At 66.3% G+C, this 19,121-nt stretch carries 17 protein-coding genes; 9 read left to right on the top strand and 8 right to left on the bottom strand.

Translation table 11 applies throughout. The annotated features are described in order from the left end of the window. Positions 1-11: 11 nt before the first annotated feature. The gene (locus U1H99_RS20285) at positions 12-917 is read right to left on the bottom strand and encodes a LysR family transcriptional regulator (protein ID WP_323143521.1); all 906 of its coding nucleotides are present in this window, start codon (positions 915-917) and stop codon (positions 12-14) included. A gap of 113 nt (positions 918-1,030) precedes the next feature. Between U1H99_RS20285 and U1H99_RS20290 the strand changes: the two genes are divergently transcribed. Next, the gene (locus U1H99_RS20290; protein WP_323143522.1) at positions 1,031-2,035 is read left to right on the top strand and encodes an MBL fold metallo-hydrolase; all 1,005 of its coding nucleotides are present in this window, start codon (positions 1,031-1,033) and stop codon (positions 2,033-2,035) included. Between the two features lie 28 nt (positions 2,036-2,063). On the opposite strand, the gene U1H99_RS20295 is transcribed toward U1H99_RS20290, so the two are convergent. Together U1H99_RS20295 and U1H99_RS20300 are read right to left on the bottom strand one after the other, a co-directional pair. After that, a complete protein-coding gene (locus U1H99_RS20295; protein WP_323143523.1) occupies positions 2,064-3,110 on the bottom strand; it encodes a patatin-like phospholipase family protein in 1,047 nt (348 codons plus the stop codon). 110 nt (positions 3,111-3,220) lie between these two features. Continuing rightward, complete coding sequence (locus U1H99_RS20300) at positions 3,221-4,219, bottom strand: chemotaxis protein CheB (protein ID WP_323143524.1); 999 nt, start codon at positions 4,217-4,219, stop codon at positions 3,221-3,223. Between the two features lie 147 nt (positions 4,220-4,366). On the opposite strand from U1H99_RS20300, the gene U1H99_RS20305 reads away from it, so the two are divergent. After that, positions 4,367-5,116 (top strand): SDR family oxidoreductase, encoded by a 750-nt coding sequence (locus U1H99_RS20305; RefSeq protein ID WP_323143525.1) that lies wholly within the window; start codon positions 4,367-4,369, stop codon positions 5,114-5,116. A gap of 4 nt (positions 5,117-5,120) precedes the next feature. Here the strand turns inward: U1H99_RS20305 and U1H99_RS20310 are convergent, their stop codons facing one another. Beyond that, positions 5,121-6,971 (bottom strand): glycoside hydrolase family 2 protein, encoded by a 1,851-nt coding sequence (locus U1H99_RS20310; RefSeq protein WP_323143526.1) that lies wholly within the window; start codon positions 6,969-6,971, stop codon positions 5,121-5,123. A 160-nt stretch (positions 6,972-7,131) separates the two neighbouring features. Continuing rightward, entirely contained in the window at positions 7,132-7,329 is a 198-nt protein-coding gene (locus U1H99_RS20315; RefSeq protein ID WP_323143527.1) for a hypothetical protein, read from the bottom strand. Between the two features lie 163 nt (positions 7,330-7,492). On the opposite strand from U1H99_RS20315, the gene U1H99_RS20320 reads away from it, so the two are divergent. Next, positions 7,493-8,698: an MFS transporter gene (locus tag U1H99_RS20320; RefSeq protein WP_323143528.1), complete on the top strand. Its 1,206-nt coding sequence runs from the start codon at positions 7,493-7,495 to the stop codon at positions 8,696-8,698. A gap of 42 nt (positions 8,699-8,740) precedes the next feature. Here U1H99_RS20320 and glpD read toward each other — a convergent pair whose 3' ends face one another. Then, a complete protein-coding gene (glpD, locus tag U1H99_RS20325) occupies positions 8,741-10,447 on the bottom strand; it encodes a glycerol-3-phosphate dehydrogenase (protein WP_323143529.1) in 1,707 nt (568 codons plus the stop codon). Positions 10,448-10,679: 232 nt separating this feature from the next. On the opposite strand from glpD, the gene U1H99_RS20330 reads away from it, so the two are divergent. Together U1H99_RS20330 and U1H99_RS20335 are read left to right on the top strand one after the other, a co-directional pair. Further along, positions 10,680-11,339, top strand: a complete 660-nt coding sequence (locus tag U1H99_RS20330) for a phosphohydrolase (protein WP_323143530.1) — start codon at positions 10,680-10,682, stop codon at positions 11,337-11,339. Next, positions 11,329-12,183 carry an SIR2 family NAD-dependent protein deacylase gene (locus U1H99_RS20335; RefSeq protein ID WP_323143531.1) on the top strand — a complete coding sequence of 285 codons (855 nt, stop codon included), beginning with the start codon at positions 11,329-11,331 and terminating at the stop codon, positions 12,181-12,183. The genes U1H99_RS20330 and U1H99_RS20335 overlap by 11 nt, the downstream gene beginning before the upstream one ends. Before the next feature lie 452 nt (positions 12,184-12,635). Here U1H99_RS20335 and U1H99_RS20340 read toward each other — a convergent pair whose 3' ends face one another. Both U1H99_RS20340 and U1H99_RS20345 read right to left on the bottom strand, forming a co-directional pair. Next, positions 12,636-14,783, bottom strand: a complete 2,148-nt coding sequence (locus U1H99_RS20340) for an ATP-dependent helicase (protein WP_323143532.1) — start codon at positions 14,781-14,783, stop codon at positions 12,636-12,638. A gap of 393 nt (positions 14,784-15,176) precedes the next feature. Continuing rightward, positions 15,177-15,395 carry a hypothetical protein gene (locus tag U1H99_RS20345; RefSeq protein WP_323143533.1) on the bottom strand — a complete coding sequence of 73 codons (219 nt, stop codon included), beginning with the start codon at positions 15,393-15,395 and terminating at the stop codon, positions 15,177-15,179. A 242-nt stretch (positions 15,396-15,637) separates the two neighbouring features. Between U1H99_RS20345 and U1H99_RS20350 the strand changes: the two genes are divergently transcribed. The 4 genes from U1H99_RS20350 (at position 15,638) to U1H99_RS20365 (ending at position 19,120) form a co-directional block, all read left to right on the top strand. Next, a complete protein-coding gene (locus U1H99_RS20350; RefSeq protein ID WP_185748724.1) occupies positions 15,638-15,814 on the top strand; it encodes a hypothetical protein in 177 nt (58 codons plus the stop codon). 94 nt (positions 15,815-15,908) lie between these two features. Continuing rightward, complete coding sequence (fghA, locus tag U1H99_RS20355) at positions 15,909-16,772, top strand: S-formylglutathione hydrolase (RefSeq protein ID WP_323143534.1); 864 nt, start codon at positions 15,909-15,911, stop codon at positions 16,770-16,772. 343 nt (positions 16,773-17,115) lie between these two features. Then, complete coding sequence (locus U1H99_RS20360) at positions 17,116-17,850, top strand: phosphoribosyltransferase (RefSeq protein ID WP_323143535.1); 735 nt, start codon at positions 17,116-17,118, stop codon at positions 17,848-17,850. Further along, positions 17,828-19,120 (top strand): SRPBCC family protein, encoded by a 1,293-nt coding sequence (locus tag U1H99_RS20365; protein ID WP_323143536.1) that lies wholly within the window; start codon positions 17,828-17,830, stop codon positions 19,118-19,120. The genes U1H99_RS20360 and U1H99_RS20365 overlap by 23 nt, the downstream gene beginning before the upstream one ends. Position 19,121 lies beyond the last annotated feature (1 nt).

Below are 19,121 nucleotides of genomic sequence, written 5' to 3' on the forward strand. Positions count from 1 at the left end.
GGCGCGCGCTGTCAGCCGTGGTCGAGCATGGCCGGCACCTGTCCGGCCAGCGCGTCGATCACGGTGCGCACCCGCATCGGCAGGTAGCGGCCGAGCGGCCACACGGCGTGGATCTCGAAGCCCGGTCCACGCAATGCCGGCAGCACTTCGACCAGTTGCCCGGACCGCAGGCGCGCGGCCACCAGCCATGACGGCAGCCACGCCAGCCCGCCGGCGCAGGCCGCCGCATCGGCGATCGCTTCCAGGTCGTCGAAGCGGAGCCGTCCGGCCAGCTTGATCTCATGCCGCCGCCCGCCGTCGTCGAAACGCCAGGGCACCACGCGCTGGCCTTTGCCGTAGGCCAGCATGGCGTGCGATCCGATCTCTTCCAGCCCCTGCGGCGTCCCGCGCCTGTCGAGGTAGGCCGGCGCCGCGCACAGCAGCATCGACTGCACGCCCAGGCGGCGCGCCTTCAAATCGCCCTCGTCGCCCAGCGCGCCGGTGCGCACGGCCAGGTCGATGCCGTCCGCCAGCAGGTCCACCGGCCGATCGGTAAACGCGACTTCGAGTTCCAGCTGCGCATGCGCCGCCGCGAGTTCGACCAGGATCGGCGCGATGCAATGGCGTCCCAACAGCACCGGCACGCTGATACGGACCCGGCCGACCGGATGCCGTTTCGCCGTATCGAAGCCCTCCTCGGCATCGCGGATATCCGCCAATGCCCCGGCACAGCGCTCGTAAAAGGCGGCGCCTTCGTCGGTGAGGCGCAGGCTGCGCGTTGTCCGGTGAAACAGCTGCACACCCAAACGCTCCTCGAGCCGCGCGATGGCCTTGCCGACGGCCGAACGCGACAAACCCAACTGCTCCGCCGCCACCGCAAAACTGGACGCTTCCGCCGCCCGCACGAATGCGGCAATGCCGCTCAACTGATCTCCCATCGCGCCTCCGTGATTGGTGAATAAATGTCGCCACTAAGAATAATACATTCTCCACTGGCGACATAAGTTCTCACCTATCCTGATGGCACCACGACTCAGGAGGACTCTTCAGCATGAGAAACCATGGCATCAATACTACCGGCGCGCGCCTGCGGCGCTGGATCGCACTCGCCGCACTGGCGCTGGGCAGCGCGGCGGCATCACACGGCGCCGTGCCCGAAGCATCTGACGCCCCCCAGGTGCCGGGCTATTTCCGCATGCAGCTCGGCAGCTTCGACGTCACCGCCCTGTACGACGGCCACGTCGATCTCGATGCCGCCTTGCTGGGCGGCGCCGCTCGCCCGACCATCGACGCCGCGCTGGCCGGCGCATTCCAGGCGCGCGCCATGCCGCTGCAGACCGCCGTGAACGGCTATCTGGTGCGCACCGGCGCCCACCTGATCCTGGTGGATACCGGCACCGCGAAACTGTTCGGCGACCATCTCGGTTTCCTGTTGAAGAACCTGCAGGCGGCCGGGCATGCGCCGGCGGACATCGACACCATCCTGCTGACCCACCTGCATCCGGATCACGCCGGTGGCCTGCTCACCGCCGACGGCAGGATGGCGTTCCCGAATGCGCAGGTGTTCGTGCCGAAGGCCGATGCGGATTACTGGCTGAGCCCGGCGGCGGCCGCGGCGGCGCCAAAGGACAAGCAGGCGCTGTTCGGGATGTCGCGTGACGCCGTCGCGCCTTATCTGGCGGCGGGCAGGCTCACAGTGTTCGAGCCTGGCGCCGCGCTGCGCGAGGGCGTGCGCGCGCTGCCGGCACCGGGCCATACGCCGGGCCACACGGCCTATCTGTTTTCATCGGCGACGCAGCGCCTGCTGGTGTGGGGCGACATCGTGCATAACGCCGCGGTCCAGTTCCCGCATCCGGAAGTGTCGATCGAATTCGACTCGGACCAGGCACGCGCGATCGCGACCCGGCGCGCCCTGCTCGGCGAGGCGGCGTCGAACCGCTGGTGGGTGGCCGGCGCCCACCTGCCGTTCCCGGGGCTGGGGCGGATCGGCTCGGGTGCCGACGGCGCCTACCGCTGGGTGCCGGCCGAATACGGGCCGGTGCACGAACGGCCGTGAGGCCGCGCAGGGGTCGACACAGCGCGGCCTATGCCACCATGTCCGGATAAAACACCGGTATCTCGTCGAAGGTCGAGCGCGTGCCGACGTCCGCGCCATGCTCGCGCAACCAGGCATCGGCCGCCTTGACGCCGCAATCGTGCAGGTGGGTCAGGAAGGCGAGTTCCGAGTTGAACTTGCTCGACAGCGCGTACCCGGTCAGGATATCGGTGCCGCTGATCAGGTGCAGGCGTGTCGGCACATGGGTCATGCCGGCCCCGCGTTCCTCGTCCGGCAAGGCGCTGATGTGCTTCAGCGCGCTCATCTCGCGCACGAAGCTGATGTTGAAGGCGATCTCGTTCGAGCGGTTGCTGATGTCGGCCAGGCTGCGCGGCAGGTTGCTGCGGGCGATCGGGTTGTTCTGCACCACGATCAGGTCGCGCGCGGGACGCTTCAGCAGCGGCGCCAGCGGCGGGTTGGCGACGTAGCTGCCGTCCCAATAGGTCTCGCCATCGATTTCCACGCCGGCGAACACGGTCGGCAGGCAGGCCGAGGCGATCACCTTCTGCGGATCGAGTTCGGTGCGGGTAAAGATGCGGCCGGTACCGGTGCGCACGTTGGTGGCGGCGATGAACAGCTCCAGGTCCTCGCAGGCGCGCACGCGCTCGAAATTGACCAGGGTCTGCAGCAGGTTGCGCAAGGGATTCAGCGTGACCGGCAGCTGCATCACCGGACCGATCACGGCGCCCGCCATTTCCATCAATTGATAGATGGGCGAGCGTTCCATGGTCCAGCGCCCGGCCATGCGGTCCGCCAGCGTCGGCTGCAGCGGGCTGAAACTGGACAGCGTGCCCAGCGTGGTCCAGAAGCGGCGCAAGGCCTGCTGCGCGCCGGCACGGCCGCCGCCATGGGCCCAGCCGTCGGCCAGCACCACCGCATTGACGGCGCCCGAACTGCTGCCGCTGAGGCTATCGAAGGCGAAGCTTTCCTCGTCGAGCAGGCGGTCGAGCACGCCCCAGGTGAATGCGCCATAGGTACCGCCGCCTTGAAGCCCGAGGCTCACCGGCCTCGCTGCGGGTGTGGTCTTGAAATCCAAGGGAGTTCCTTCACGATTGGTCGTTGCCTTTGGACAGTCTAGCCAATTCGAAAATGGTGCGGCGCAGCGTACGTGCAGGAAACGACGAGCCGATGAGAAGGCCGGCGGCGTTACGGCGGTCCGAGCGCCATGCGGATGGCGATCAGGTCGCGCAGCAATCGCCCATGTTCCCTGGCCTGGTCGGCCTTGAGCAGATACTCCCCGCCGGCATCCTTTTGCGGCGCCTTGCGGTGCATTTCCCGATACAGCTGCTCCTGCTCGTGCAGCGCCCGTACCGCGGCCCACAGCGCCTCCTCGGCTTCGCCGCCCTGTAACGATTCGAGCACCCTGGCGGTGAACGCGTGCCCGGTATGGCAACGGTAGCGCAAGGGTTTGGCGTTGGTGATCTCCCAGATGGCGCCGCCGCATTCGGGGCAGGTCAGGCCGAACCGCGCCCCGATCTGATCCAGATCCTTCATCTCCGCACCTTCGGTAAACATGCGGTCTTCGACGGCGAGCCAGTCGGGGAGTTCCGTGGGGGTGCTTGCCGCCGCAGCCGGCGCACGCTGTACGAGCTCGACCAATGTCGGCGCGATCTCGTCCAACCGCCGGACGAAATCGACGGCCGTGTGCTGCACTGCACTGGCGGGCATGTCCGGCACTTCGGCCTCATCCGGGTCCTGCACCACGGCGATGCCGCCGCAAGCCTTGATTGCCTGCAAGCCGATGGTGCCGTCATCGAGGAAACCGGACAGTACCAGCGCGACCGCACCGGCGCCGCAGTGCATCGCTGCGGAGCGGAACAAGGGATCGATGGCAGGCCGCGAATGGTTTTCCTTGGGGCCGCGTGACAGTCGGACAAACAGGCGTTCGCCATCCTTGGCAATTGCCAGGTGCACATCGGGCGGCGCGACCAGCACTCGCCCGGCGCGGATCGGCTCGCCCTGCAGCGCGGTCTGCACCGGGAGGACCGAATGCCGCTTGCGCACATTCGCCAGCACGCTTTCGCGTGCCCCGATGTGAACGACCACCAGCACGGCCGCGGCAAAATCGCGCGGCAAACCTGCCAGGATCACTTTCAGGGCGTCGATACTGCCGGCCGAGCCGCCGATGACAGCGATTTTCTGCATAAAAATCTGCCAGCTATTTGATGGCACCAAGCTAGCGCACCCGGAGAAAATCCGGCGCGGCAATGCATCCGGTCTTTATCGATGAATGCGCTATGCTCGCGCCTCGGGCTCCATCCCTCAAGCGCGACAATGTGAAAGGATCATACTGTGGACACGCAAAACAATATCCAGGGCAAGGTGGTCGTCATCACCGGGGCCAGCAGCGGCCTCGGCGAAGCGACCGCACGCCACCTGGCGGCGCAAGGTGCCATCGTGGTACTGGGTGCGCGCCGCGTCGAGCGCATCGACGCGCTGGCGGCCGCGCTGGCAGCAGGCGGCGCCCAGGCGCTGGCCGTCAAGACCGACGTCACCGACCGTGCCCAGGTCACGGCGCTGGTCGACGCTGCCCTTGAAAAATACGGCCGGGCCGACGTCATGCTCAACAACGCCGGCCTGATGCCGCACTCCCCGCTCGAACGCCTCAAGGTCGAAGACTGGGACCGCATGATCGACGTCAACATCAAGGGTGTGATGTACGGCATCGCGGCGGTGCTGCCGCACATGATCGCCCAGCGCGCCGGGCACATCATCAACGTGTCGTCGGTGGCCGGCCACAAGGTGCGCCCCGGCAGCATCGTCTACTCGGCCACCAAGCATGCGGTGCGCGTGATTTCGGAAGGCTTGCGCCAAGAAGTCAAGGCGCACGGCTTGCGCACCACCATCATCTCGCCCGGCGCCGTCGATACCGAGCTGCCGGAGAGCATCACCGAGCCGGACATCGCCGACAATATCCGCAAGTTCTACGAGATCGCGATTTCGCCGACGGCGTTCGCGCGCGCGGTCGCCTACGCGATCGGCCAGCCGGACGACGTCGACATCAACGAGATCCTGTTCCGGCCGACCCAGCAGGAGTACTGATCGATCATTTGGACTCGTAGCGCTTGCGGACCTCGTCGTAGTAGGACTTCATGGTCCAGAACGCCTGCTTCTTCTTGCCGTCGTCCGAGATCAGGCCCTTGCGGTTCCAGCCGTCCTGGAAATAAGGATGCTGGCGGCGCGGCGAACGGAAGTCCACCAGGATCCAGGGCACCAGCCCGCGCAAGCCCGGAATGCCGGCCAGCATCTTGAACTGGTTCTTGTACAGCGTGTCCTGGTATTCCTCGCTCCAGCGGGTGTCGGCGTCGGCGTGGTAGCCGCCGAGCGCGTCGGCGCCGAACTCGGTGATCATCACCGGCTTGTCCTGCTGGATATTGAAGCGGTAGTTCAGCATCTCGGCATTGCTGGCCCAGTACCAGCCGGCATACTCGTTGAAGCTGATCAGGTCGATGCGCTCGGCCAGCGGATCTTCGACCGTGATGTCGTTGCCGCTGCGGTGGATTTCCAGCGCCGCCGCCACCAGCCGGGTATCGTCGAGCCCACGCGCGGTGCTCACCAGCTTGCCCATGAAGGCGTTGCGCGGCGCACTGATCGGGGTTTCGTTGCCGACCGACCAGATCACCACGCTCGCGCGGTTCTTGTCGCGCACGATCAGGTCGTTCAGCTGGGTACTGGCATTGGCATAGGTGTCCGGGTTGTTCCACGAAATCGTCCAGTACACCGGCACTTCGGCCCATACCATCAGGCCCATCTCGTCGGCCAGGCGGATCATCTCTTCGCTGTGCGGGTAGTGGGCCAGGCGCACATAATTGCAGTTCATGTCCTTGGCCCATTGCAGCAGCATGCGCATGTCGCCCTGCCCGCGCAAGCGGCCCGGGATCAGCGGATTCTCATCGTGGATCGAAACGCCCCGCAGGAACACCGATTTGCCGTTCAGCAGGATGTCGCGCCCGCGCGTCTCGATCGTGCGGAAACCGATGCGGTCCTGGACCTTGTCTTCGCCTGCCGACAATTCCACCGCATACAGTTTCGGATGCTCGGGCGACCAGCGCTCCAGCTTGCCGGCCGGGATGGCGATCGCGGCGCGGCCGTTGGCGTCGGTCTGCACGGTGGTGGCGATGCCGGCTTCGGGGATGCGCAGGGTGACGCGCTGGGACTTGCCGTCGCCTCCGATCTGGACGAAGCCTTCGATGCGGCCGGGATCGCCCTTCTTCAGCTGCACCTTGTAGTCGGCGATATAGCTGGCCGGCAGTTCGGCCAGCAGCACGTCGCGCGTGATGCCGCCGTAGTTCCACCAGTCGGTGTTGACGGTCGGGATTTCGTCCTGGTAGCGCTTGTTGTCGGCCTTGACCACGACCGTGTTGCGGCCCTGGTTCAGCTTGCCCGTCACGTCGAACTGGAAGGGCGTGAAGCCACCCTTGTGCATGCCCAGTTTCTTGCCGTTCAGGTAGACGTGGGCTTCGTAGTTCACCGCACCGAACGACAGCACGTAATGCCGGCCCGGCTTCGGAGCGGCTTCGAAGCGCTGGCGCAGCCAGACGGTGCCTTCGTACAGTTGCAGCTTTTCGGCCTGCGAATTCCAGTCGCCAGGCACCTTCATGGTCGGGGCGCGGTCGAAGTCGTATTCCACCCAGTCGGTCTTGTCCTTCGGCTGGCGGTCGTCGTAATAGCCGCCCTTGCCCGTCTGCGACTGGTCGAAGGGCATGTGGCGGTAGTCGTAGTAGCCGTTTTCGTAGGGATCGACGATGTAATGCCAGCGGCCGTTCAGGCTGATGTGGCTGCGTCCGTAGATGTTCTGGACCGGGGCCATCAGGCTGCTGGCGGTCTTGGCGCCGGCGGGCCGGCCGGCCAGCTGGACGTCGACCGGTTCGGCAGCCTGGGCTGTCATGGCTGTCATGACAGCGCCAGCAGCCAGAGGAAGGACCAGGCGGCGCAAATTGGCCGCCCAACCATATAGAGGGTTTGCCATGCTGTCTCCTTTTTGTTTTATTGCCAGAAGATTATCCAGAATCAATACCGGCGTCAAAACGTTTATTGCAGAGACAGACAGCGCGCTTTCAATCGTCGCCCGGCCCTTCGCCCGGCATGGTGTCGGCCATCAGGCGGAGTTCTTCCGGCGTCAGTTCGCTCGGTTTCTTGTCGGCCAGGCCGTCGACCTCGTTCAAGGCCTGGGCGGCTTCCTGCTGGCTGGCTTGCGTGTCCTGCGCCTTGGGCGCGTCGGCTTGCCGGTCCTGGGTGTGCTGATCGTTGCTCATGCGATGCTCCTTGCAAAATAGTGCGGTGCATCCAGTCTGGCACAGAGCGGGCGGGGACGGCGTCCGGCTTGCCCATCGTGCATGAGAGCGTTGCCAGGCCAGGCGCTGGCGGCCGGGTCACTGAATTGTTACACTGGGCGGCCGAGCCCATGACAATCATTCCATGTCCACATCCGCTTCTTCCAAAGCCGTGTCCGCCCAGCCCGGCACCGTATTGCAGATCCTGTTTTCGGTGGCCTTCGTCCACCTGCTCAACGATTGCGTCCAGGCTGTGCTGCCCGCGGTCTATCCCCTGCTCAAGCAGGAATTCGCGCTCAGCTTTACCCAGGTCGGCCTGATCACCCTCGCCTTCCAGTGCACGGCTTCGCTGCTGCAACCTTGGATCGGCCTATACACCGACAAGCGCCCGATCCCCTTCCTGCTGCCGGTCGGCATGTGCGTGACCCTGGCCGGGGTCGGACTGCTGGCGGTGGCCGGCAGCTTTACCGTGCTGCTGCTGGCGGCCGCCATGATCGGCATCGGCTCCTCGACCTTCCACCCGGAAGCCTCGCGCGTGGCGCGGCTGGCCTCGGGCGGCCGCTTCGGCTTCGCGCAATCGCTGTTCCAGGTCGGCGGCAATCTCGGCTCGGCGCTGGGGCCGCTGCTGGCGGCCGCCATCATCGTCGGCCGCGGCCAGGGCAAGATCGGCTGGTTCACGCTGTTCATCCTGGTGGCGGTGCTGGTGCTGGTCGGCGTCAGCCGCTGGTACGGCAGCCACCTGCGCAACATGCCGCGCAAGAGCGGACCCCAGGCCGGCCCGGGTCTGCCGCGCGACAAGGTGGTCAAGGCGCTGGCCGTGCTCGCCATGCTGGTGTTCTCGAAATACATCTACATGGCCAGCCTGTCGAGCTATTACACCTTTTATCTCATCGAAAAATTCCACGTGGCGGTCGGCACCGCGCAACTGTACCTGTTCATGTTTTTGGCGGCTGTTGCCCTCGGCACCTTTGCCGGCGGCCCGATCGGCGACCGCATCGGCCGCAAGCGCGTGATCTGGGTCTCGATCATGGGCGCGGCGCCGTTCACGCTGGCCCTGCCCTATGCCGACCTGTTCTGGACCGGCGTGCTGTCGGTGATCATCGGCCTGGTGATGTCGTCGGCGTTTTCGGCCATCGTCGTGTTCGCGCAGGAACTGGTACCGGGCAAGGTCGGCATGATCGCCGGCATTTTCTTTGGCCTGATGTTCGGCGTCAGCGGCATCGGCGCGGCGGCGATGGGGCATATCGCCGACGTGGCGGGTATTGCGCAGGTGTACCGGATTGCGTCCTTCCTGCCGCTGCTGGGGATCCTGGCGGCGCTGTTGCCGAAGATGGAGCAGGCGCGTCGCTGATTCGTGCCGCGGCCCGCGCCCAACCGGCAGCGTCTTGCCGGGTCAGACTGGATTGGTGCTGCCCGGTCCCGGCGCTGTCCGCGTTGCAGCCGGCGCTGCCTTGTGTGCCGAAGTAGGCGCCGACGTCTGTGCCGATGCATGCGCCAGGGCCTGCGCCGCCTCGCGCGCCTGCAGCCAGCCGTCGACCTGCGCCGCCGCCCCGGGCGCCACGTGCAGGCCCAGCTTGGTGCGCCGCCACAGCACGTCGTCCGCGCACTGCGCCCATTCCTGGCGGCGCAGATAATCGAGTTCCACTTCGAACAGCCCCGGCACGACTTCGGCGCCGAGGTCGGCACGCGTGCGGCAATGCGCCAGCAAGGTACCGAGGCGGGTGCCGTAGGCGCGAGCATAGCGCGCCAGCAGCGCCGGCGCCAGCCACGCGTATTGCTGCTGGCGGGTGCGCAGCCAGGCGTCGAATTCCAGCACCCCGCGCGCATCCGGCTCCTTGCCGAACAGGTCGCCGCCCGGCAGGCAGGCGTGGCCCGTCCAGCCCGGCACGCGCCGCCCCAGCGCCGGCGCGATCCAGTCGACAGCCTGCTCGGCCAGCTTGCGGAAGGTCGTCACCTTGCCGCCGAACACGGACAACAGCGGCGCACCGTCGCTATCGGTCTCGAACCGGTAGTCGCGGCTGGCGCTGGAAGCGCTACCGGCGCCTTCGTCGGCGATCAGCGGACGCACGCCGGCATAGCTCCACACCACGTCCTCGCGGCCAATGCGGCGTTCGAAGCAGCGGTTGGCGGCCTCGCACAAATATAAAGTCTCGGCGGCGCTGATGGCCACCCGGTCGAGATCCCCGGTGTACTCGACGTCGGTGGTGCCGACCAGCGTGAACGCGCCTTCGTAGGGCAGCGCGAACACGATGCGGCCGTCCGGCTGCTGCAGCAGGTAGGCCTGCTCGTGCTCGAACAGGCGCGGCACCACGATGTGGCTCCCCTTCACCAGCCGCAGCGGACGCAGCGCGCCCATGTGCCCGCCGACCGCCTCCTGCAGGAAGCGCGCCGCCCACGGTCCCGCCGCATTCACCACGCAGCGCGCCTGCACCGCCAGTTCACCCTTGGGCCCGGCCAGCGTCGCCGTCCAGCGCGCGGCCGCGCGCCGCAGTGCCGTGCAGCGCGTGCGCGTGAGGATGGTGGCGCCGCGCTCGCGCGCATCGACGGCGGCCAGCACCACCAGGCGCGCGTCGTCGACCCAGGCGTCGGAATACACGAAGGCGCGCGCGAAGCGGCGCTGCAGCGCGGCCCCGGCCGGATCATTGCGCAAGTCGATGCTGCTCGATGCCGGCAGGAAGTCGCGCCGCGCCAGGTGGTCGTACAGGAACAGGCCGGCACGAATCATCCAGGCCGGACGCTCGCCCTGCATGTTGCCGAGGCGCGCTTCGCGCGCCTCGCCGCCGCTGCGCTGCGGCATCACGAAGCGCAGCGGATGCATGATGTGGGGCGCGCTCTTGAGCAGGACCTCGCGTTCGGCCAGCGCCTTGCGCACCAGCCCGAATTCGTATTGCTCGAGGTAGCGCAGGCCGCCATGGATCAGCTTGCTCGACGCGGACGAGGTGTGCTGGGCCAGGTCGTCCTTTTCGCACAGCACCGCGCGCAGGCCGCGCCCGGCGGCATCGCGCGCGATCCCGGCGCCGTTGATGCCGCCTCCCACCACCAGCACGTCGCAATCGATGCGTTTCGGATGCTCGCCCATGTCGGTTCCTTTGCATGCCATTTTGCATAGAGCGCCTAACAAGACCTTCAGGGCAAGGCGCATTGTCGAAGACAGTACGTTAGTACGGCGAGACGATGCAACGCCGCCATGGAGGTTTTGTTAGGCGCTCTTAGTCTAGTGGCGCGCGCAAGGACGGTGTTCGGCCAAATCAATCTCGCGGGGAACGCGCCACGGCGTGTGTAAAATCGGCGCATGAGCTTTCCGAACATCGCACACTGAGATGGCGCCCGAGATGCGCGCCTGGGTCCGCATGCCTTCCGGCAAGCGGCTTGACCTGCTGAACCCGACCCCTTTCGACTGGGACGATGCCGACCTGGCGCTCGGTCTGGCCCGCACCTATCGCTGGGGCGGCCACACCGCCTGGCCCTTGCCGCTGTCGGTGGCCCAGCACTCTATCAGCGTGATGCTGCTGCGCCGCGCCGCCGCGCCGGCCGGCGCGCCCCTGGCGCCGGTCATCGAACTGCGCGAACTGCTGCACGACGCCGAGGAAGGCTTGCTCGGCTTCGACGCCGTATCGCCGCTCAAACCTTTCCTCGGCGACGGTTTCCGCGCGCTGACGCGGCGCCTCGAACAGACGGTGTTCCTGCGCTACGGCTTGCCGGCCTGGACCCCGGCCGAGCACGAGCGCCACAAGCGCGCCGACCGGCTGGCCGCGGCCAGCGAAGCCGTGCACGTCGCCGGCTGGTCGGCCAAGGAAGTGCGCGACACGCTGCGCATCCGCGCCGCCGTGCTGCAGGACGATCCGCTGGCCGCGGTCTACGACTGCCGGCCGTGGGAACCGTGGAAGCCGGCCGTGGCCGCCGAGCGTTTCCTGGCGGCGCTGGAGAGCCTGCAGCAGCGCATCGATGCGCAAGAACGACTTACGGATGAAAAGAACCCGCATGCCTCCTGATCCCCATGCCGGTCACGATGAGGCCGGCCTCGACGCCGCAATCGCCCGCGCGGCCGACCTCGTGCGCGATGCCGACGCCCTGCTGATCGGCGCCGGCGCCGGCATCGGGGTCGATTCCGGCTTGCCCGACTTCCGCGGCGACCATGGTTTCTGGCGCGCCTATCCGCCGCTGGCCGCACGCGGCATCCGCTTCGCCGAGATCGCCAACCCGCACAGCTTCGAAGCCGATCCGGCGCTGGCATGGGGTTTCTACGGTCACAGGCTGGCGCTGTACCGGGCGACCGTGCCGCATGAGGGCTTCGCGATCCTGAAGGCGCTGGGCGCTTCCCTGCCGCACGGCGCCTTCGTATTTACCAGCAACGTCGATGGCCAGTTCCAGCGCGCCGGCTTCGACCCCGGCCATATCGTCGAATACCACGGCTCGATCCACCACCTGCAATGCACGCGGCCCTGCCGCGACGCCATCTGGGCGGCAGACGCGGTGAGTCCCGAGGTCGACCCATCGACCTGCACGATGGCGCCGCCACTGCCGGCCTGCCCGCGCTGCGGCGCGCTGGCCCGCCCCAACATATTGATGTTCAACGACAGCCGCTGGCTGGAAGCGCGCAGCGAAGCACAGTATGAGCGCTTCACGGCCTGGCGTGCCCGGACGCAGCGGCCGGTCGTCATCGAACTGGGCGCCGGCACCGACATTCCCTCGGTGCGGCGCCTGTGCGAGACACAGCGTGCCCCGCTGATCCGTATCAATCCGCGCGAACCGGCGATAGCAGCCGCCAACGGAGTCGGTATTGCGGCAGGTGCACTGAAAGCATTGCGGCGCCTGCGCATTGCCCTTGGCAACTGAACGAATATTTTCTAGGTGAAATTTTATTTCACGAATAGCAGTCGAGAGAAATTTCGTTTAGTAAAGGCTTTATGCGCGGGGCATCGTCTGCCTTAATCTTGAGCAATAATTAACGTTACGAAAATGCTAATGCGTTTTTGAGGAGCTTTGCCTAAACTCTTGATTCCACGGCCTTTATTCTAATATCCACAAGAAATGTGGATAACTATGTGGAAAAGCGCCTCTTGACAAGCCGGAAGCGCAGTATTGATGCGGGTTTCAACAAAATGCTCGTTCAACAGGCAAAAACTGAATCCTTTACAATCAATGACTTACGATTGCATATGTTTTCAGCAGGACGTAGTAGTAGGGTAAATTCCTACAAAATCATGCGTTGGGGGATAACTCGCCAACGGTAATCGCGATGTCGCGCATCCAGGGCACGATTTATTTCCACTGGGATTTAAAACTCGTCATTTCCAGGCATTGCGCGCACGCTCGCGTACCAGCATCCGGACCGAATCCGGCACCGGTTTGCGGCTATGCAGCGTCTCGGCATCGTTCCAGACCGCTTCCTCGAAATGCTTCAGCATCGCCGGGCTGATGAAGCGCGTGCGCTGGGCATAGACGTGACGGTCGCCCAACTGGGCCTGCTGCTTGATGAAGAAGCGGTTCGGCACCACCAGCTGCAGGTTTTCCTTGGCGCGTGTCATTGCCACGTACAGCAGGCGCCGCTCTTCCTCGATGTCCTCGAGGGAACCGGTGGCCATGTCGGATGGGATGCAGCCGTCGACCACGTTCAGCAGCGTCACCGATTTCCATTCCTGGCCCTTGGACGAATGGATCGTCGACAGGATCAGGTAATCCTCGTCCAGCAGCGGCGCGCCGGCCCGGTCGCTCGTCGCCTCCGGCGGATCGAGGGTCAGCTCGGTCAGGAACGACTCGCGCGAGCCGTAGCCGCCGGCCAATGCCACCAGTTGCTCGAGGTCGGCGGCGCGCACCGTTGCGTCGTCGTACAGGCGCTCGAGGTGGGGCTGGTACCAGTTCCTGACCAGCTCGATCTCCATCGGCCAGCGCAGGCCGGGCGCGCGCAGCGCGGCGAACAACGCCACGAAGGCATCCCAGTCGTCGCGCGCCCGCGCCGGCACGGCAAAGCCTGCCAGTGCAGCAGCCGGCTCGGCCGCTTCCGCTAGCGCATCCATGCAACGGGCCGCCGTCGCCGGCCCGATCCCGGGAATCAGCTGGACGACGCGGAACCCGGCCAGGCGCCCGCTCGGGTTCTGGACGAAGCGCAGCACGGCCAGCACGTCCTTGATGTGGGCCGCCTCAAGGAACTTCAGGCCGCCGAATTTGACGAAGGGGATATTCCGTCGCACCAGCTCGAGCTCCAGGGCCGCACTGTGGCTGGCGGCGCGGAACAGCACCGCTTGCTGGCTCAGCTTGATGCCGGCTTCGCGCTGCTCCAGTACACGGTTGCAGACCCAGCGCGCCTGCTCGGCTTCGTCGGGAATCAGCACCAGTTGCGGCTTGCCGCAGCCCGCCTTGTCGGTCCACAGCGTCTTGGCATGGCGCTCGACGGCCGCGGCGATCACGGCATTCGAGGCATCCAGGATCGGCTGCGTCGAGCGGTAGTTGCGGTCGAGCGTGACGATGCGCGCCGGCTGCGAGAATTGCTGCGGGAACTCCATGATGTTGCGCACCGTCGCGCCGCGGAAGGAATAGATGGCCTGGGCATCGTCGCCGACCACCATCACACCGGCACCGTCCGGCTTCATGCCGTGCAGGATGGCCGCCTGCAGGCGATTGGTGTCCTGGTATTCGTCGACCAGCACGTGATCGAACTGGGCGCCGATGGCCGGGCCCAGCTCGGGATCGGCGGCCATCTCGGCCCAGAACAGCAGCAGGTCGTCGTAGTCGAGCACGTTCTGCGCCTGTTTGGCGTCGACATAGGCGCCGAACAGGCGTTTCAATTGTTCTTCCCATTCGGCGCACCAGGGGAAGGTCGTCTGCAGCACGGCATCCAGCGGTTCGCGGCTGTTGACCACGCGCGAATAGATCGCCAGGCAGGTCCCTTTCAGCGGAAAGCGTTTCTGGTTGCCCTGCCCGCCATTGTGGCCGAGGCCGATTTCCTGGCGCACCATGCCCATCAGGTCTTCGGAATCGCCGCGGTCGTTGATCGTGAAAGCAGCGTCCAGGCCGATGTTGCCGGCGTATTCACGGAGCAGGCGCGCGCCGATGCTGTGGAAGGTCCCGGCCCACGGCAGCCTGGCCATCAGGCCCGGCGCGCCCGCAGTGCCGAACAGGCGCTGCAGGACGGCGGCGGCACGCTGGCCCATTTCATTGGCGGCACGGCGCGAAAACGTCAGCAGCAGGATGCGCTGCGGATCCGCCCCCGACTGGATCAGGCGTGCCACCCGGTGCGCCAGCGTGTTGGTCTTGCCCGAGCCGGCACCGGCCACGACCAACAGCGGCTGGGGCAAGGCCGCGCCGATACCGTGCTCGACCGCCTCGCGCTGCGCCGGGTTCAGGCTGCCGAAAGGATCGGGCACGGCAGAGTCCGCAGCAGCGATGGCGGATGCGGAAACGGCGGCGAAACCAGCGGTAGCGTGGGCGGCGGTCATTGGCGGACTGGATCAGATGCTCAACTGTACATTTATCCAGTGGCCGAACGCAAGAGGCAGTCGCGCCAGGCCAAGCTGCGCTTGTAGCAAAATCACATCGATAACGCTAACTAGCACGCCCTAGTAGGCCCAATTTGCGCTAGCTCAAGGAAGACATTGATATATGTCAGATATCCACAAAATCTGTGCATAAGTTTGTGGAAAAATACCCCCTTGACAAGCTGGAAACAAGCGCAGATGCGGCTTTCAACAAGTTGCCCGTTGCGTGGGCAACTTGTGAGCTAGGCAAAATCGACGCCGTCACTGCCTGGTGGAGAAAGCACATCCGGCACCCCACCATGTGCGAGCACGCCGCATGCCGTTCATGCCGCCCGCATACGACTTGCGTCCCCATTATACGCTCCACGAGCGCCTGCGCCCCGGCTCGGTGAGCACGCGTTCGATGACGTCGTTACCCACATCCTGGGAACGCAGGTATTCGAGCGCGGACATCGTATTGCTGCGCTGCTGGAGCGCGATGCCGAGGTCGACAATGTCTTTTTGACGCGCATCGCGTCGCTGGTAAGGCACGACAAAGTCGCTGCCGCTGTGGTCGAGGTTATCTTGGGGCATCGCAACTCCTGGTTTTGATGAGGATTAAGATGGTTACGGGTTAAGCCCTAGGGAGTATTTGCCAGCATTTGCCAAAGTCAAGCAAATTTCGCATGGCTGCGTGAAATCTCGATGACAAGCTATGCTCCTTGCATGAATGGCGACGCAATGCCGCCCGTGCGCCATCATCGGATGGGTGAGCCTAGAATGGTTGCGTCATCGAAGTGATGTCCACTTTCAACCACCCAGCAGCGAGGCCGCCCATGAGCATGACCCCCGATCCCGATCTGAAACCTGGCGACGAAGCCGAACCGGGCACGCCGGGTGCCGCTGAAGACTTGTGCGAAAGCTGCGGCGGCAGCGGCAAGCTCGACAACGGCAAGACCTGCCCCGAGTGCGAAGGCACCGGCCGCGTGATGCGCGGCATCGGCGGCGGCTAAGCCCGCGCCTGGCGCTGAGTCGACGCCATCGGCGCGGATCGGGCATACTTGCGCTATCGTTAACTTGTCCCTGCGAGCTCCGATGGATTCCGCCATGCCCGAACTCCTCAGTGAACACGCCTGCTTCGGCGGCGTGCAGCGCTTTTATAAATACGACTCCGCCGCCATCGGCCTGCCGATGCGGTTTTCGGTCTACCTGCCGCCCGGGGCCGCCGATACCACACCCGGCACGGATGCCGGCAAGCTGCCGGTGCTGTTCTACCTGGCCGGCCTGACCTGTACCGAAGAAACCTTCATGATCAAGGCCGGTGCCCAGCGCGTGGCCGCCGAACTCGGCGTGATCCTGGTGACGCCGGATACCAGTCCGCGCGGCGCCGGCGTTCCCGGCGAAGCCGACAGCTGGGACTTCGGCGTGGGCGCCGGGTTCTACGTGGACGCCACCGAGGAACCGTGGTCGCGCCACTACCGCATGTACAGCCACATCCTGGAACTGCGCGAACTGGTGCTGGCCCGCCTGCCCGCCGACCCGGCACGCGTCGGCATCTTCGGCCACTCGATGGGCGGCCACGGCGCGCTGATGCTGGCGCTGCGCAACCCCACGCTGTTCCATTCGGTCTCGGCCTTCGCCCCGATCGCCGCACCGGTACGCTGCCCATGGGGCCAGAAAGCCTTCGGCGGCTACCTCGGTGCCGACCAGGCCGCCTGGCGTGCCTACGATGCCACCGAGCTGATGGCGAACAGCACGGGGGCGCCTTTCCCCAAAGGCATCCTGGTCGACCAGGGCCTGGCCGATAAATTCCTGGCCGAACAGCTTTACCCGGAGGCCTTCGAAGAAGCCTGCCGCAAGGCCGGCCAGCCGCTCGAGCTGCGCCGCCATGCCGGCTATGACCACGGCTATTACTTCATCCAGACCTTCGTCGAAGACCACCTGCGCTTCCATTACCGTCAGCTCGGCTGAGGGCTGAGGGCTGAGGGCTGAAGGCTGACTGCTGCCGGCGCCCGCACGTCCTGTGCGGCGCGCCCGCCTCGCCGGCCAACTTTCCTTCTCTCCTCAGAGTGCGTCCGGTTCTGAGAATTCCCCGCTCCGGCTCGCATTCTGGCCTGCGTCAACCCCGCGTCCGGCAGGCCCGCCGCGGCGCGCGCGCACGCTTGAACCATGCTGTAAGGCGTCTTATAAATGAGGCCATGCGCTTGCAGCGTGGCCGGGTATCCCTGCAGAAACGTACGCCGCCAGGGTGAACAGGTGGTGTACGCTGGCCGCTCTCGATTGGCAATCGAACGCAATCAGGAGCGGCTGCCGCATGGCGGAGATCCATCGTTTCAAGGACCGCGCGCACGCGGGCGCATTGCTGGCACGGCAGTTGCGCGGCTATGCGCACACGCCGGACGCCATCGTGCTGGCCCTGCCGCGCGGCGGCGTTCCGGTCGGCTTCGCGATCGCGCAGCGGCTCGGCATCAGGCTCGACGTGCTGGTCGTGCGCAAGCTGGGCATGCCGCACCACGAGGAATACGCCATGGGTGCGGTCGGTAGTGGCGGCGTGCGCGTGCTGCAGCCGGGCGTGCCCGGGCTGATGGGTGTGACGGCGCAGGATATCGAAGCGGTCACGGCGCGCGAGCTGGCCGAGCTCGAGCGCCGCGAACGGGCCTACCGCGGCATCGGGGACGATGCAGCGGGCGACACGCGCACCGCGCCCGACCTGCGCGGCGGCACCGCCATCCTGGTCGACGACGGTATCGCGACCGGTTCGACGGTGGGAGCGGCAATCCAGGTGCTGCGCCGCCTGCAGCCGCGCAAGCTGGTGCTGGCGGTGACGGTCGCGCCGCCGGCGACGCTGCACAAGCTTGCGCCCCAGGTCGACGAGCTGGTCTGCCTGTCGGCGCCGCCGCTGTTCCGCTCGGTCGGACAGTGGTACGACGCGTTCGAGCAGACCAGCGACGAACAAGTACAGGCGCTGTTGACGGCCGCGGGGCGGCCGCAGGGGGCGTCCCATCCACCAACAGGAGGACAGAACCATGAAAACACAGATGACGGATAACGAACTGGGTCTCGACCTTGCCAAGCTGCTCGGCGGCGCGGCCGCGGGGGCCCTGTTGATGTACATACTCGACCCGGACCGCGGCGGCGCCCGGCGCGCGCACTCGGTGGCAGCCGTGCGCCATGCCGGCAACCGCACCTCGAATGCCCTCGGCAACGTCTGGCGTGGCGCCGGTGCGCGCCTTGGCGCAACGGCGGACAGCATGACCGATGCGGCCGGCGACCGTGCCCCCGACCTGGCCGCTGCCGCCAAGCCGGACGGCACGGCGGACACGATCAAGTCCTCGCTGTCGCGCCTCGGCCATGCTGCCGGCGAGGTGCTCGACGATACGATTTCGAAGGCAAAAAGCGTGGCCAGCCGCGCCGGCGATGCCGCCAGTGACGTGGTCTCCAAGGCCGGCAGCGCCATTGGCCGCGGCGGCGACACGACCGGCGACCTCGCATCCAGGGTGACCAGCCGCGCCAGCCGCGCCGCCGATCTCGCCAGGACTACCGCCAGCAGCGGCATCGACGACGTCCGCATGGGCTTACGCAACACACTCCATGCGACCGACTGGCGCGCGAAAGCACGCAACCCGGCGGTGCTCGGCGGCGGTCTGCTCGGCCTGTATGGACTGGCTCGCCGCTCGCCGCTGGGCCTGGTCCTGGGCCTGGCCGGTGCCGCCCTGCTGGCACGCGGCGTGACCGGGCAACCGCTGCGCAGCCTGCTGTCGACGCGCCAGCTCAGCGAGCGCTTGGGCAGCTCCCTTGGCGGCAAACTGAGCGGCGGTCTCAGCCAGACGATCGATTTCGAGAAATCGATCCATATCGACGCCGCGCCGGAAGAGGTATACGACCTCTGGAACAACTACGAAAACTTCCCGCGCTTCATGTCGCACGTGGTCGAGGTGAAAGACCTGGGCCGGCGCCGTTCGCACTGGGTGGTCAAGGGGCCGGGCGGCAGCGAGTTCGCCTGGAATTCCGTGCTCACCGAACAAAGCCGACCGCAGCGCCTGGCCTGGCGCAGCGAGCCGGGCGCCGAGATTCCGCAAAGCGGTTCGATCCAGTTCGAGCCCCACCGCGGCGGCACCCACGTGACGGTGCGCATGTCGTACACCCCGCCGGCCGGCGTCATCGGCCACGGCCTGGCGACTCTGCTCGGTGCCGATCCGAGGGCGCAGATGGACGACGACCTGGCGCGCATGAAAGCCTTCATCGAACGCGGCGCCGCCCCGTCGCGGGCAGCGGACGACGCCGGCCGCTCGCGTTCCTCCAGCCGTTTCCTGCATTGAT

Source organism: Massilia phyllosphaerae, from assembly GCF_034659755.1.
GTDB classification, from domain to species: domain Bacteria; phylum Pseudomonadota; class Gammaproteobacteria; order Burkholderiales; family Burkholderiaceae_D; genus Telluria; species Telluria phyllosphaerae.

Excerpts from the sequence above, each read along its gene's own strand:
- glpD (WP_323143529.1), bottom strand. The coding sequence starts at position 10,447 with ATGGCATGCAAAGGAACCGACATGGGCGAGCATCCGAAACGCATCGAT.
- fghA (WP_323143534.1), top strand. The coding sequence starts at position 15,909 with ATGCCCGAACTCCTCAGTGAACACGCCTGCTTCGGCGGCGTGCAGCGC.
- U1H99_RS20335 (WP_323143531.1), top strand. The coding sequence starts at position 11,329 with ATGCCTCCTGATCCCCATGCCGGTCACGATGAGGCCGGCCTCGACGCC.
- U1H99_RS20350 (WP_185748724.1), top strand. The coding sequence starts at position 15,638 with ATGAGCATGACCCCCGATCCCGATCTGAAACCTGGCGACGAAGCCGAA.
- U1H99_RS20300 (WP_323143524.1), bottom strand. The coding sequence starts at position 4,219 with ATGCAGAAAATCGCTGTCATCGGCGGCTCGGCCGGCAGTATCGACGCC.
- U1H99_RS20345 (WP_323143533.1), bottom strand. The coding sequence starts at position 15,395 with ATGCCCCAAGATAACCTCGACCACAGCGGCAGCGACTTTGTCGTGCCT.
- U1H99_RS20330 (WP_323143530.1), top strand. The coding sequence starts at position 10,680 with ATGCGCGCCTGGGTCCGCATGCCTTCCGGCAAGCGGCTTGACCTGCTG.
- U1H99_RS20360 (WP_323143535.1), top strand. The coding sequence starts at position 17,116 with ATGGCGGAGATCCATCGTTTCAAGGACCGCGCGCACGCGGGCGCATTG.
- U1H99_RS20320 (WP_323143528.1), top strand. The coding sequence starts at position 7,493 with ATGTCCACATCCGCTTCTTCCAAAGCCGTGTCCGCCCAGCCCGGCACC.
- U1H99_RS20340 (WP_323143532.1), bottom strand. The coding sequence starts at position 14,783 with ATGACCGCCGCCCACGCTACCGCTGGTTTCGCCGCCGTTTCCGCATCC.
- U1H99_RS20315 (WP_323143527.1), bottom strand. The coding sequence starts at position 7,329 with ATGAGCAACGATCAGCACACCCAGGACCGGCAAGCCGACGCGCCCAAG.
- U1H99_RS20365 (WP_323143536.1), top strand. The coding sequence starts at position 17,828 with ATGAAAACACAGATGACGGATAACGAACTGGGTCTCGACCTTGCCAAG.
- U1H99_RS20285 (WP_323143521.1), bottom strand. The coding sequence starts at position 917 with ATGGGAGATCAGTTGAGCGGCATTGCCGCATTCGTGCGGGCGGCGGAA.
- U1H99_RS20290 (WP_323143522.1), top strand. The coding sequence starts at position 1,031 with ATGAGAAACCATGGCATCAATACTACCGGCGCGCGCCTGCGGCGCTGG.
- U1H99_RS20310 (WP_323143526.1), bottom strand. The coding sequence starts at position 6,971 with ATGACAGCCATGACAGCCCAGGCTGCCGAACCGGTCGACGTCCAGCTG.